Here is a 13289-nt window from a genome sequence, read left to right as displayed (position 1 = left end):
GTATTTTCTCGAATTTTTCAATACTGTTCTTGTTGATATTTGAAATTTCTGATGTTAATATTTTTTCGAGGTGATAATATGTGCAACGATACTACAGTCAGTAAATTTAAAAACGATTTTCATTATACACTTTCAAAATTTTCACATGAACTCCGGAATCCTCTGACTCTTATTAACAGCGGACTCCAGATGATCGCATCTGCACATCCTGAGGTCAAAGAATATGAGCACTGGGATGATGTTATGGATAATCTTGATTATGTAAAAGAACTTCTTGATGAACTTTCTGCATTTAATAATGCAGGCCATGTCAAAAGAGAAAACATTGACACCTGCAGCTACCTCCGAACGATCCTTTCCTCCATAAAACCTACTCTGGATTATCTGGAGATCACACTTGAAACAGATATTCCGGATTCATTGCCATCGATGGCTCTTGACCGGATCCGTGTCCGGCAGATGCTTCTGAATCTTCTGAAAAACGCATGGGAAGCCGTTCCTATTCCCGGAGGAAAGATTTCTTTTTCTGTCATTCCGGAAAATTCCGGCATCCGCATTGATATCCGGGATAACGGATGTGGAATCTCAAAGGAACAGCAGGCTACGATATTTCAGCCATTTTTTACAACCAAAGAATCCGGGACCGGCCTTGGCCTTGCTGTTTCAAAACAGATCGCTCAGGCACACAGTGGAGACATCACGCTTGAGAGCGCTCCCGGTCAGGGAACTGTTTTCCATATTTTTCTGGGATGATAAAGAATTACAGCGATCAGGAAACCACTCAACAAACCGCCTATATGCGCTACGTTATCCACGCCTTCACTTGCAAATCCAAAATACAGTGAAAATGCGGCCATGATCAGCATCTGTCTGACAGTCAGATCCGCCACTCTTCCTCTGTGCCGTATGATCACATAGATCATACCGCCCATGACTGCAAAAACAGCTCCGGAAGCTCCTGCAGATAAAGAAGCGTTTCCTGCATACATATCAAAAAACAAAGAGAGCATATTTCCGCCCAGACCACCAAATATATAGATCAGAAAAAATTTTATCTTTCCTGTTACCGGTTCCAGCCTCTGGCCAAGCACAAACAGAACCAACATATTATTGATCAGATGCGGCGCACCAAAATGCAGAAACATACTGCTAAACATCCGATACCACTGTCCCTGTTCCAGGATCAGCGGTGCATAAGCAGCACCGCATTCCAGCATATGCTGCCCGTTCTCCGAGCCGCCGGTAAATTCCACCACAAGAAAGATCAGCGTATTTATGAGGATCAGTAAAACTGTCACAGGTTCTTTTTTTATTTCTTCCAATTCCGGCCTCTTTCCACAGCGGTTCCGGAAATATTTCCCATAACTCGCTGTTATAATCTGAAAATTTGAATTTATTTCATTATTTTAACAGATTTTCATCAGGCGGACAACCTACGGTCCCATATTAATACGATACAAAACTGGATTTTTCGCTCTGTTATTTCAAAAAAATATAACGGGCCTGTGCAAAATCGACTTCATCCTCATCCTCCAGCAAATAATCTTCTCCTGTTTTCAGAAGCTGTCCATTTACAGAAGTCCCATTTCTGGAGTTCAGATCTGCCAGATAATATGCCCCCTCCCTTTTTCGGATCTTGGCATGGATCCTGCTGACAGTTGGTATATTGATCACTGCATCCGCCGCAGTTTCCAGTTTTCCGATCACTGTGATATCTTTTTCCAAATAAATGGTAGCCAATTCCCCCGGTTCCCGGCTCACTAATGTAGCAGGACCTTTGGATGCACCTGCCGAAAGAACTACTGTTTCACCAAATCCATCTAAAAAATCTTCCGCTTTTGTCGGGATATTTTTTTTGATCTTTTCCAGTTCTTTTCTGCTGTCACCGGCATTGCTCCCTGACAGCGTACCAGATTCTTTCTGATCTTCAGAATATACAGCTGCCTCTTTTTCCGCCGCACCATATTTCTGCTCAGGCACCGGCGTATCCAGTTTTTTCTTTTTTCCACAGACTTTTTTGATCAGAATATAGCTCAGCATCCCCAGTATCATTGCTGCAAGAATTCCCAGAAGAAAAATTTCTTTGCTTATTCTTGGAATATATCCGCCGGCCATTCCTGCCGTAATTCCTAGAAGAAGCACCAATGCTGCACCAAATCCAGCCACTGGCTTCCATATTTTGTTTGTTTTTCGCTTCTGTGAGTCCGCTGAAGATTTTTTCTGTTTTTCATTTCCGGACACACTGGCTCTTTCCCAGCCTTCCACCTGCCACAGATCCTCTGCTTTTTCCTCCTCTGTCATCCTGTTTTCTTCCTGGACCACTGTTTTCTTTTTTTCATATGAAGAAAAATCTTCCTCGTCGCTGTTACATATTTTATATAACTCTTCCTTGATGTATTCCAGATGAAAGCTGTCCTCCAGTGCACGTCTGTATACATTATATCCCAACATGACCGCTTTTCCGTCTTCATGATCCAGCTTTGGAAGGATATACTCCGCAAGACTCTGAAACTGTTTCTGTATTTCCCCATGAAATCCCGGAAGATAACAAAATCGGACACTTTTTCTTTCCGCATCCAGATAGATATATTCCGGTTCCAGGATCAGCTGACAGGGATTCAAAAGATACTCGGACATTTCTTCCATGATCTGTATAAATCCTCCCAGTATCACCTGAAGCGACTCCAGATCCATCTTTTTTTCCTCAAAAAGCGCAGTCATGGAATGCCTGGAAGTTATATCATAATACACCATGAATTTTCCGTCGATTCCCTGTATCCGACACTGAAGAAGATCAGGCACAGCATTGGCCACGATCATCCTTACCTGGTAAGAATCTGTATCGATTCTCTCATCTCCTGTCAGGATCAGATAATTATGATTCATATCTCTTTTATATTCCGTTCTCATTTTATGGCGTCACCTCTCCCAGCATATCCACAGTTCCTTTTACCTTGCGAATCCATCCCACAGGCCGCAGAGGCTTTGCCTTACCACTGACTTCCAGCTTCCATTTCTGCCCCAGGAACCCGGCAGGTACTTCCAGTCTGTAAGTTACTTTCACAGTTTTTCCTGCATTTGTCTGCATGCTCAGATTCTCTCCTCCCGGAAGCCCGATATCTCCCAGCATTCTTCCCTGTATATCCGCCTTTTCATATATGTTCCCTTTCTTTTTATATCCTTCCATACTGCCGCTGACTGCTGCCTCATAAGCTGCCGCAGTGAGATATGCTCTGTCATGTACAAAAAAATCCAGATACAGCACTCCGATCAGTATCATAAGCACCAGAGGCATGAGCAATGCAGCTTCTATTGTAAAGCTCCCCTTTTTTATTTTTCTCACAAAAATATCCCTCCCAAATATCCGATCAGCAGAAACGGTACAAAAGGAATTTCCTCACTTCGACTCTTTTTTAGCATAAGATACTCAATGCCTGAGTAGATTCCGCACAACAATAATGCACCACAGAGGATCCCTGCCAGTTCTCCGGCTCCCAGCACAGAGCCCATTGTCAGTATCAACAATCCGTCTCCAAATCCGACCATTCCTCCGCTGATCAAAGCGGTCAAAATTATAAATACTCCGATTCCCATGGAAATAATCCCTGCCGGCCAGAGAAGCCCCTGCCTGATCCGCCACAGGATCCCGCCTGTCAGGAATATAAAGAGCACCGGTAAACAGATTTCTTTTTTTCGGATATCTGTCCAGGTATTAATTACAAGAAGTACAGTCATGCAAATTTTTACACTGCTCATGATCTCTCCCTTCAGCCACATCGTCCGCAGGCACTCATTTCACCGGAAACCTCAGTTTCTTTCACCATCCGTACAGATCGTTTCAATGCGCTGCAGCTTTCCCTGTTATGAAAACGGTTACTCTTTTTTGTGATATATACCACTCCGGCCGGTTCCTGCCCACGACTGCACAGCTCACAGGCCTGATACTTTTCTCCATATGCATTTTTTAAAGCTTTAACCGAAGAGCCTGATATCTGCTGAACAGACAGATTCAGATAACTGCACCCCAGTTTTCTGTGATACACACTTCCTGATTCTGTCACATACACCATAGGCTGGCTTTCCACTGTATCCTTTCCATTTTCGTATATCACACCATTCCACGTATGAACCTTTACCGTATTATGGAACCATATTTTAGGAAGCGGGATCAGACCGCCTATGGGCTGATAGGAATATACGTCCGGCAATGTGATCGTTTCTGTACCTGAACCGCCGGCACCATACGCATACATACCTGCTTCCTTTGCTTTCTGGCACAAGCCAGTCAGATGCTCCGTCTGTACCTTGTAAATATCCATAAAAGAAAGCAGCGTGAGCACTCCGAAAAAAAACAGCGGCAAAGCCATCGCAGTCTCCAGAGTGAGACTTGCTTTTTTCAGAAAGGTGCACAGGGATACTTTTCCAGAAAGCGTTTTCCGGCTTATCGGGGAAAGCAGGAAAAAAGCTCTTCGAGAGCGCCTTTCTCTTTTTTGATCCAGTCTGTTTATCTGATTTTTATCTTCTTTTTCTTTCTGAAAAAGCATCCCTGTACACCTCTCTTTCTATTCATACGCATACTGACGTGTAACTGTAAATATTTTCCGTCTGTTTGCTTTTACATCTGCAGACGCTTCCATGGCAGTGATGCAGTGATCCATCTGAAAACCCGGTCTTTTTCCCTTTTCACGTACAGAGCACTCGATCATGTCCATTCCTCTCAGAATTTTATCCTGTTTTCCTTTCGCCATAAGCAGAACCTGAAGATAATCCTCATAAGACATTCCATTCCCTGCATCCTTTCTTGAAGAATCCAGTTTGTCCAGGATATTGGGCAGATTACTCAAAGACAGCTGCCAGTCTGAGGAGTTTTTTATAAGAGGTACATGTCCTCCTGCAAAAAGTTCCCGGACATCCAGAATACTCTCCGCAAATGCCCAGCAAAAGATCAGTGCCGCTTCGATCACTGCTGCCGCCGGTGGGATCAGAAAACCTGATGCAATCGCCAGCGCCAGTGTTTCGACCTGTATCCGTTTTCCACTATCTGAAAGCAGATACGCCATGTTAACCCCCTGACGGATCACCAGAAGTTTTCCTGCCACGGACTTCAGATTTTCCCGATCACTGTTCTTCCCTCCAAGAATATATTCCACCTGATAATTCAACCCCGCCGCTGCCGGTCTTCGATAATTTCCCAGTTTCTTTAGCAGATACTGTCCAAACAATATTCCGGACGTATACGAATTATCGGATCGTATATCCGTATCCAACATTAGTCCTGTCTGGAGCTTTCTTCCGGATGTAAGGCTTTTTCTGTCTGTAAACGCATCCGATATTCCCCGTTCGGATGGTACTACCAGATCAAGAAGTCCCATTTTACGGACTCTTCTGATGATCGGAATAGGATTTTCCACGCTTTCATCAACACCGCCGGTAAAATCATCCCCATTTCCTGCATCCGAAAAATCTCCCTGGTTTTTTTGTTGTTCCTGTTCTTTTTTTGCTTCTTCGCTCTTCTGCGCGGCGTCCGTAATAGCAGAATCATAGGAATCCAACGTTCCTTTATTTTCTGCCTGTTCTCCTTTTTTCTCTGCGTCCTCTGTCTTCTTTTCCTGATCCTTCAGTTTTCCGAGAAGAGTCTGTACCCCCTGGCTTCCCAGAGTTTCACGCATATACTGAACAGCCTGCTGGTAAAAAATCTCGCCTTTTCCGTCGCTCAGAAGCTGATAACCATTGAATCCGCCCTGGAGAAGCTCCAGTTTCTGACTGTTCTGTTTCAATACAGGTTTCATATAAGTCTGAAAATCATCATATACAGAAGCCATATCCAGTTCTTCTTTTCCACCTGCATACAGTGCAAACAGCTCATAATCTTCCAAAAGCGTTCGGTCATACTGTCCAAATAAGGAATATAAGCCAATATCCATACTGTTAAGTATCTGTGTCCTGGCAGCTGCCATGCGTACAGATTCAATGCTGGCACACACAAGAGAAAGAACCAGGCTCAAGATCAGAGCCAGAAAGATCGTAATGCTGCCTTTTTTCACATTTCCTGCCAAGGGGTACCTCTCCTTTCCAAAACGGAAATATCAGCAGATATCACCGTTTTTTCTCATTTTCAGATCGTGTTGCTTTGTTTTGTGATTTTTGTAAGGATTTTTTTAACAAGTGCTGTAAGCTGTTCCTTAAAGATGATGACCAGACTGATCAGAACCACCAGAATCAGGATGATCTCCACAACACCCACCGCATCCTCTTCCATCGCAAATTCTTTTACATACTTCCACATATTTTCATTTGTCACCTCACATTTCCTTTCTCTGTTCTCCAGTCCTACCCTCCGTAAAAGGAAAGGCATGCCGGAAGCATGATCACCGCCATCACCACCAGGAGCATCAAGACCATCGGAAGAAGCAGTTTTGTTGCTGCTGTATCTCCCAGCACTCTTGCTTTTCTTTTTCGCTCCTCCCAGGCTTCCACGGATTCCTTTTCCAGCAGATCGGCCAGATACCTGCTTCCTTTCTGGAGGTTCTGGATCAGTAGTGTTGACAGAGTTTTATACTTTACCTGTCCGCACCGTTCTCCAAATCTCCGGTAAGCCTCTGCTTCGGAAATCCCACTGTCCATCTCATAACAGGCTACTCGGATTTCTTCGTAAGCCTCACGTTTTTTACCATCTTCTCTCTTTCCGTAATCCAGTGCTATTTTCTGGAACGCTTTTCTGGCAGTTAAGCCTGCCTGCACCAAAAGGGTAAATTTCATGATCAGTCCTGGATAATCCATCAGCATCTGTTCTCTTCTTTTTATCTGAGCATTCTGTGCTTCCCGTTTTTTTGCAATGACAGCTGCTGCCGCTGCTGCCAGACCAAGAGCTGAAAGCAGGTTTCCTGTTTTGTCTTTTGGCTGCTCCCATTCAAGATGTTTTCCATTCCATTCATCTGGAAGATAATAGTACTGTGGATCGTTTTTTTTCTGATTATATTGTACGATCATGTCCTGCAACTCTTTCTCGCGCTGCTGTTCTTCGCTAAGTTCTGTTTCCGGTTCTTCTTCGGATCCTTCTGTTTCTTTTTCCGGCACCTGCACATACAGGGAACCGGCTTCTTCTCCGTCTACAGATACTTTGAATTTCTCTTCATAAGCACCTGTCTCCTCTTTTTCCATACGGTATCCGGATGAATAAACCTTATCTCCGCCACTTTGAAATGTCAGGAGCATACCGATGATATTTCCGGTAAGCGCTATCCGTATAAACAGTTTCTTTTCTTCCGGATTTCCGGCTTCCGGAGGCAGCCGCCCCATTTTTCCTGCCAGAAACACCCCAAGGATCACCATAAATATCAAAATATGTATCCACATTATCCTCACCTACACTTCTATGTCTACAATCTTCACACCCAGCCAGTAAGACAAGCCATAGATCACCATGCAAACTGTCATGGCACAGATTCCGAAAGGATTCCCATAAAGTACATCCAAAAATCCCGGCGAAGTCAGTTTCAGATAGCAGATGATACCGGCCGGCATGATACTCATAACCATCTGTTCCGATTTCTTTGCGGCCAGCGTTGCCTCGATCTCTTTTTTTACCTCGATCTTATCACTAAGCATTCTGGCTACTTTCTGGATCACCTGCGTCATATCCCCGCCTGTTCTTTTTGCTGTATAAAATACTGCTGCGAAATTTTCAATATCTTCCACTCCGCTGCGTTTTCCCAGATCCAGGAACAGCTCTTCCACCGGAACACTCAGACGCAGCTGGCTTTCGATATACCGAAATTCATCCAGGATATCACTTCCCTTTTCATAAAGTCTCCCCAGATCCTTTACACTGGCACGCACCGCATTCTCCGCGGAATAGCCGGCCTGTACCGCCACATTCATGGCCGTCAGAGCATCCCGGAACTGGTAATTCAGCTCCCTCTGCTGCCGTGCAGTGCATTTTTTCCTCTGCATTTTCAGAAAAAGCACTGGTATTGGAAGCATAAACAGCAACACAGGAAGGCTCTGATAAAACAGATAGTCGGCTGCAGCGCATACGGCAGCTCCCTCCAGAAGATACTTTGCAGTCTCCTTCCCCGTAAAATGATACATCCTGTAATCTTTCCTCGTAGATCTCCATTTCTGATTCTTTCCTTTCCGCTCTTTCATAGTCTGATTCCTGCCCGTTTCATTTTTTCACAATGCAAAAGTTCTCCGGTTTTTACAAGTCCCTTTCCTTCTTCCCAGCGATACAGCGGCCTGGTCTGGATCTCTCCGTTTTCAAATCCACATACTTCTGTGATTTCCAGCAGCTTTCTGCTTTTATCCCGCATACGCCCGAGATGTACCAGAATGTCTACCCCGGAAGCGATCTGCCTTCGGATCGCTTCCAGGGGAAGATCGATCCCCATCAATGTCATCGTTTCAATTCTGGAAAGCATATCCTGACTGCTGTTTGCATGAAGTGTTGAAAGGCTTCCATCATGTCCCGTATTCAGGCTCTGCAGCATATCCACTGCCTCTCCTCCACGAACTTCCCCTACAATTATCCTATCCGGCCTCATTCGAAGGGCTGACCGGATCAGATCTCGGATCGTTACTGACACCGCGCCCGCCATATTGGCCATTTTTGCCTCCAGACATACCAGGTTATCAATTCCCCGGATCTTAAGCTCCGCATTATCTTCAATGGTGATCAGGCGCTCATCTTTTGGAATATATTCTGTAACAGCTCCAAGGAATGTTGTTTTTCCACTGCCTGTACCTCCACCGATCACAATAGAATATCTTGCCTGAACAAGTTTTTTTAAAAACTGTGCACATTCTTCGGTGATGCTTCCAAAAGCGATCAGTTTTTCCATTGTGATAGGATCATCCGGAAAACGACGGATCGTCAGGATCGGACCATTCAGAGCAACCGGATAAACCACTGCATTCACACGTGCTCCGTTTTCCAGCCTTGCATCTACAATGGGCATGGACTCGTTGACAACCCGGTTACAGCGCCCTACGATCTGCTGGATCACATCCTCCAGCTTCTCTTCTGACGTGAAGACCTTATTCCATCTGGTCAGTTTTCCTCCACGTTCCACAAAAATATGATCCGGACCATTTACCATGATCTCCGTAACACTTTCATCATCGATCAGTTCCTGCAGAACATCCAGCTTGCGCACAGAACAGAACAGCTCCTGTCTGAGCTCTACTTTCTCCTTCAGTGAAAGAAACAGTTCCCTTGCCTGAGTTAATATCAGTTCATCGATCACCCCCAGGATCTCATCATCGGACAGCTCTCTGGAAACATCCAGCTGTTCCATGAGCAGATCATACATTTTCCGGAATTTTTCTCTGTTCATGACCGCTCCTTTCTCAAAAGTTCACGGATATAATCTCCCAGTTCACTCCAGACCAGCTGTTCTACGTAAGCGTCAGAAGAGATCCTATCCATATGAAAGGGCAGATGCACCTTTTCTGTTTTTTCCAGGATCTTTTCTTTATTCCAGATACGCAGAAGATTTTCGAATTGTGTCACCTTACAGACAGAAAGTGTGTCATTCAAAACCGGCATATAGATTTTTCTGCACATTTCCAGAAGCCGGAAATCCTCATCTCCATTTTCTCCCATATCCAGGATCAGCACTTCATAGGAACTGTGAAGTACGATCTCCTGCAACAGCCGCTCCCAGTCTTCCCAGTCCACGGTCCGGATATCTGAAGGTGTTCTTACAGGCGGTATAAAATCCAGATTGTTTACTGTCTGGATCATTCCGTTCATTCTATGGATCAGGTTTTCATTTCCCTGGCGAACATAATAAAACAGATCACTCAGATTAGCCGGAAATTTTTTCCCAAGAAGTTCTTCAAAACCAGAATAGGATTCCAGATTCAGATAAAGAACGGCACGTTCTTTCGCCAGTATCTGTCCCAGCGCAAGTGCAAAGGATGTCTTCAGACACCTGCCAAGAGGAGAAAAAACACCGATGATCTCCATTGTCTTTTTCAACACAGGAAAAGTTACCGGATCAAGAGACTTCTCTTCTCCATAGCAGGCCATCACCTCCCTTATCACATCTGAGGAAGATTGATATTTATACACACTTGAATACTGATCCAGTTCCGGAGGATGCACACCCTCTGAAAGAATGATGATCTTTCCGATACCAAGGTCACGGACTTCTTTTCGCATTGCTTTATCGGAAATCAGCAGCAACTCAATATGATTTTCTTTTCCGTAGGCAATGAGACTTTCCGCCGTGGTAAATGCCTGGATCTCAAACGGAAGATTCTTTTTCTGGTTCAGATAATCCATAAAATTGAAAGCATAATCCACCTCCAGATCACAGACCGCAAATATGTTTTTCTTCAATACACACCTCCTGCATAAAGCACCGCACTCAAAAATATGGGTACCGTAAAATGAAAGTTCTCCGGAAAGCTCATCCCCTTTCTGTAATAAGGACGTATCTCACCGGTACAGTAAAACTCATTCATATACTGATATAAATAAAGGAATCGTCGGCGGATACCGCCTGTAGAAATAAGAATTGCCAGAGAAATGCCTGCACCTGCAAGCAAAGAATAAACAATACATTCCATAACTGTCCGCGGCCCCATGATCCCGCCAAGTGCGCACAGAAGCTTGATATCTCCGGCGCCGATCATATGGAATATAAAAAGGATTCCCAAAAGAAGCACCGGCACGGCCACTCCTGCCAGAAAGATCACTCCACCTTTCGGCCCGTTTTCTGTGATCTGGATCAGGAAACCGATCATAAAAGAAAAAAGGATCCATCCATTGTCTACAGATGCATCTTTAAGATCCATCCAGACCGCCATCGCAGATATCACCACGGATAATTCTCCATAAAGAAACATACACGCCCCCTTTCCTTCTTAAAATATATGTTTATTCAGTTATGATAAAAATGGGATTTCCCGCCTGACCTGGCGGTGATCGATACCAGAAGATCTCTGGTGAAATTAATTATAGAATTTCAGGAGCATTTTGTCCAGCATTTTCGTTCGACAAATTCTGACACGAATTTTGCTGTCATCTGCTCCTGAAATTCTTTTTATTTTTTATCGTTTTATCTTCTATGATCCTATCGAATCTTTACTCCGTCCTTGATCACTGCTTTCAGTTCCAGATCCTGATCCAGCAGTACCACATGAGCTTTTTTACCTGCTTCCAGAGATCCGTACTGTTCTTCCACACCAAGGCTTCTGGCCGGATTTATGGTCGCGCAGGCCACGGCTGTTTCCAGCGGAAGCTCCATCTTTTTAACAACTGTACGCATACAGTCCATCAGATTTGTGGCAGATCCTGCGATCGCACCGTCAGATACCAGCGTGGCAAGTCTTCCCACAACCTTAACATCCAGTCCGCCCAGTGTATACTGACCGTCCGGCATACCGGTAGCTCTCATACTGTCGCTGATCAGGATCATCCTGTCAGCTCCCATCATCTGAAAGGTAGCTCGAACAACAGACGGATGGATATGGATCCCGTCACAGATGATCTCTGCCATAACATCCTTACTATCAAAAACAGCACCTACGACACCTGGTGCACGATGCGTAAACGTAGGCATTGCGTTATACAGATGGACTGCATGGTTTGCCCCTGCTCTGCATGCTTCCATTGCTGTATCGTAATCTGCATTGGTATGTGCCAGAGAAACATTGACCCTTTCATGAACTTCTCGGATAAATTCTGCTGCATGCTCACTTTCTTCAGGTGCAATCCCTATAAATTTTACCAGACCTTCCGAGGCCTTTAAAAAACGGTCACAGATTTCCACATTACATGGCAGGATATTCCTCGCGTCCTGTGCCCCTTTTTTCGCCGGGCTGATAAAAGGCCCTTCCATATTGATCCCCAGAAAATCCGCCTTACGGCAGTCCTTTGTTTCTTTTTTATATTCTGCTGCTGTATGGAGGATCTGCTCCAGTTCCTCTACCGGTAAAGTCATAGTAGCCGGCGCGATCGCTGTAACTCCTACCGATGCCTCATATTCCGCGATCCTTCCGATCGCAGCCTTGTCTCCGTCGCAGAAATCATCTCCCTTGCATCCATGAAAATGCAGATCGATCAGTCCCGGAATGGCGTAGCAGCCTTTTCCGTCCAGAACATCCCCGTTAAGCTGCGGCGCATCCTTTTCTTCATAAACCTGTCGGATCTTATCCCCATCCAGGATAATCCCGCCTTTTACAAATGCTTTGTCCGGTGTAAAAACATACACATTATCAATGATCATAGTAAAACCTCCCAAAATCCCCATTTGTGATCATAAACAAAAAAGCAACCAGAAACATGTTCTGATTGCTTTCAGTTAATAGCCAGTACGGGAATCGAACCCGTGTTTCCGCCGTGAGAGGGCGGCGTCTTAGCCCCTTGACCAACTGGCCATATTCTTTTGTTTCTGCCGTTTGATTTCGTTTTTTGTTGTTTCCCTCAACCGACTTCGTTAGTATATAACACTTTCTTTCAAAATGCAAGTACTTTTTTTAATTTTTTTAAAAAATTTTCATGTTTTTCACGTTTATTCGTTTTTTACCCATTTTCCGGTATTTCGTACGCTTGACCACTGCTGGTGTAAGTGCTACTATCAAAGCACCAATACGAAAATAATCGACTGCGGATAATTATCCGCCCGGTATAACAGAAAGAAGGAATTGGATGACTCGCATTTTGTGTCTCGGAGACAGTATCACAGATTGCGGACGGCTTTTCTCCGCAGATCCTCTTGGAAAAGGATATGTGAAGCAGCTCTCCTGTCTGCTTCATAACACAGATCACCGATTTTCCATTGAAAACAGAGGTATTGATGGTTTCACCCTGGAACGGCTTCTTCAGAACACAGATTTCTGGCTGGAAAGCTCTGATCCGGATATTGTTACCGTCCTGATAGGGATCAATGATGTGGGGATCATGATGAACACCCGCCGTTCATCTGCACAACAGCAGGATCTGATGAACAAATTTGTCACCCGTTATGAGCTCCTTGCAAAAAAGCTATCCTGCACAAACTCCCGGAAACGAAAGCTCTATTTCCTGGAACCCTTTGTTTTTCCATGGCCACGCTGCTACGCTTCCTGGGCTCCCCTTCTTTCACAGATGTCCGTGCATATTAAAAAGATCAGTCAGGATCATGGAGCCGTTTTTCTCCCGCTGCAGAACGATCTGGATCAGGAAGCTGCACGGTCCGGGCCTGCATCAATAACTTCTGACGGTATCCATCTCACACCACAGGGGCATCAGATCCTGGCAGATAAACTTTATAAATTGATCATATCAGAAAGGTAATACT

Annotated in this window: 15 protein-coding genes and 1 tRNA gene; 2 read left to right on the top strand and 14 right to left on the bottom strand. The window is 44.6% G+C overall.

All coding sequences use genetic code 11. The features are described 5' to 3' along the window. Positions 1–78 precede the first annotated feature (78 nt). Positions 79–753 carry a two-component system sensor histidine kinase NtrB gene (locus tag DMI82_RS05485; protein ID WP_110102756.1) on the top strand — a complete coding sequence of 225 codons (675 nt, stop codon included), beginning with the start codon at positions 79–81 and terminating at the stop codon, positions 751–753. On the opposite strand, the gene DMI82_RS05480 is transcribed toward DMI82_RS05485, so the two are convergent. From DMI82_RS05480 to DMI82_RS05415, 14 genes are all read right to left on the bottom strand, one after another. Continuing rightward, the gene (locus DMI82_RS05480) at positions 720–1322 is read right to left on the bottom strand and encodes a rhomboid family intramembrane serine protease (protein WP_021652840.1); all 603 of its coding nucleotides are present in this window, start codon (positions 1320–1322) and stop codon (positions 720–722) included. The genes DMI82_RS05485 and DMI82_RS05480 overlap by 34 nt on opposite strands. Before the next feature lie 157 nt (positions 1323–1479). After that, the gene (locus tag DMI82_RS05475) at positions 1480–2910 is read right to left on the bottom strand and encodes a DUF6382 domain-containing protein (RefSeq protein WP_110102755.1); all 1431 of its coding nucleotides are present in this window, start codon (positions 2908–2910) and stop codon (positions 1480–1482) included. 1 nt (position 2911) lies between these two features. Beyond that, positions 2912–3343: a TadE family protein gene (locus DMI82_RS05470; protein WP_021652838.1), complete on the bottom strand. Its 432-nt coding sequence runs from the start codon at positions 3341–3343 to the stop codon at positions 2912–2914. Next, positions 3340–3756 carry a prepilin peptidase gene (locus DMI82_RS05465; protein ID WP_146207138.1) on the bottom strand — a complete coding sequence of 139 codons (417 nt, stop codon included), beginning with the start codon at positions 3754–3756 and terminating at the stop codon, positions 3340–3342. Before DMI82_RS05465 ends, DMI82_RS05470 begins: the two co-directional genes overlap by 4 nt. Before the next feature lie 11 nt (positions 3757–3767). Beyond that, positions 3768–4367: a hypothetical protein gene (locus DMI82_RS05460; RefSeq protein WP_242981814.1), complete on the bottom strand. Its 600-nt coding sequence runs from the start codon at positions 4365–4367 to the stop codon at positions 3768–3770. Between the two features lie 195 nt (positions 4368–4562). After that, complete coding sequence (locus DMI82_RS05455; protein WP_202031280.1) at positions 4563–6056, bottom strand: DUF5702 domain-containing protein; 1494 nt, start codon at positions 6054–6056, stop codon at positions 4563–4565. A gap of 59 nt (positions 6057–6115) precedes the next feature. Next, positions 6116–6286, bottom strand: coding sequence for a Flp1 family type IVb pilin (locus DMI82_RS05450; RefSeq protein WP_044962312.1), 171 nt, complete (start codon positions 6284–6286; stop codon positions 6116–6118). Between the two features lie 44 nt (positions 6287–6330). Further along, positions 6331–7356, bottom strand: coding sequence for a type II secretion system F family protein (locus tag DMI82_RS05445; protein WP_059086209.1), 1026 nt, complete (start codon positions 7354–7356; stop codon positions 6331–6333). A gap of 9 nt (positions 7357–7365) precedes the next feature. Beyond that, on the bottom strand, positions 7366–8148 hold the full coding sequence (locus DMI82_RS05440; RefSeq protein ID WP_021652832.1) for a type II secretion system F family protein: 783 nt from the start codon (positions 8146–8148) through the stop codon (positions 7366–7368). Next, positions 8145–9335 (bottom strand): CpaF family protein, encoded by a 1191-nt coding sequence (locus DMI82_RS05435; protein WP_059086210.1) that lies wholly within the window; start codon positions 9333–9335, stop codon positions 8145–8147. Before DMI82_RS05435 ends, DMI82_RS05440 begins: the two co-directional genes overlap by 4 nt. Next, positions 9332–10345 (bottom strand): hypothetical protein, encoded by a 1014-nt coding sequence (locus DMI82_RS05430; protein WP_021652830.1) that lies wholly within the window; start codon positions 10343–10345, stop codon positions 9332–9334. The genes DMI82_RS05435 and DMI82_RS05430 overlap by 4 nt, the downstream gene beginning before the upstream one ends. Continuing rightward, positions 10342–10854 carry a prepilin peptidase gene (locus DMI82_RS05425; RefSeq protein WP_021652829.1) on the bottom strand — a complete coding sequence of 171 codons (513 nt, stop codon included), beginning with the start codon at positions 10852–10854 and terminating at the stop codon, positions 10342–10344. The genes DMI82_RS05430 and DMI82_RS05425 overlap by 4 nt, the downstream gene beginning before the upstream one ends. Before the next feature lie 227 nt (positions 10855–11081). Further along, positions 11082–12236, bottom strand: coding sequence for an N-acetylglucosamine-6-phosphate deacetylase (nagA, locus tag DMI82_RS05420; protein WP_015525592.1), 1155 nt, complete (start codon positions 12234–12236; stop codon positions 11082–11084). A gap of 79 nt (positions 12237–12315) precedes the next feature. Next, positions 12316–12387 (bottom strand) — tRNA-Glu (locus DMI82_RS05415). 271 nt (positions 12388–12658) lie between these two features. On the opposite strand from DMI82_RS05415, the gene DMI82_RS05410 reads away from it, so the two are divergent. Then, positions 12659–13285 carry an SGNH/GDSL hydrolase family protein gene (locus DMI82_RS05410; protein WP_021652827.1) on the top strand — a complete coding sequence of 209 codons (627 nt, stop codon included), beginning with the start codon at positions 12659–12661 and terminating at the stop codon, positions 13283–13285. Positions 13286–13289 lie beyond the last annotated feature (4 nt).

The sequence above is a fragment of the Blautia sp. BCRC 81119 genome (genome assembly GCF_003184505.1).
GTDB lineage: Bacteria > Bacillota > Clostridia > Lachnospirales > Lachnospiraceae > Blautia_A > Blautia_A fusiformis.
This window is presented reverse-complemented; position numbering and strand designations above follow the sequence as displayed.

What these genes read in the sequence shown, in the direction of transcription:
- DMI82_RS05475 (WP_110102755.1), bottom strand. Translation starts at nt 2,910, where the DNA reads ATGAGAACGGAATATAAAAGAGATATGAATCATAATTATCTGATCCTG.
- DMI82_RS05460 (WP_242981814.1), bottom strand. Translation starts at nt 4,367, where the DNA reads ATGGCTTTGCCGCTGTTTTTTTTCGGAGTGCTCACGCTGCTTTCTTTT.
- nagA (WP_015525592.1), bottom strand. Translation starts at nt 12,236, where the DNA reads ATGATCATTGATAATGTGTATGTTTTTACACCGGACAAAGCATTTGTA.
- DMI82_RS05410 (WP_021652827.1), top strand. Translation starts at nt 12,659, where the DNA reads ATGACTCGCATTTTGTGTCTCGGAGACAGTATCACAGATTGCGGACGG.
- DMI82_RS05450 (WP_044962312.1), bottom strand. Translation starts at nt 6,286, where the DNA reads ATGTGGAAGTATGTAAAAGAATTTGCGATGGAAGAGGATGCGGTGGGT.
- DMI82_RS05485 (WP_110102756.1), top strand. Translation starts at nt 79, where the DNA reads ATGTGCAACGATACTACAGTCAGTAAATTTAAAAACGATTTTCATTAT.
- DMI82_RS05465 (WP_146207138.1), bottom strand. Translation starts at nt 3,756, where the DNA reads ATGAGCAGTGTAAAAATTTGCATGACTGTACTTCTTGTAATTAATACC.
- DMI82_RS05445 (WP_059086209.1), bottom strand. Translation starts at nt 7,356, where the DNA reads ATGTGGATACATATTTTGATATTTATGGTGATCCTTGGGGTGTTTCTG.
- DMI82_RS05440 (WP_021652832.1), bottom strand. Translation starts at nt 8,148, where the DNA reads ATGAAAGAGCGGAAAGGAAAGAATCAGAAATGGAGATCTACGAGGAAA.
- DMI82_RS05425 (WP_021652829.1), bottom strand. Translation starts at nt 10,854, where the DNA reads ATGTTTCTTTATGGAGAATTATCCGTGGTGATATCTGCGATGGCGGTC.
- DMI82_RS05435 (WP_059086210.1), bottom strand. Translation starts at nt 9,335, where the DNA reads ATGAACAGAGAAAAATTCCGGAAAATGTATGATCTGCTCATGGAACAG.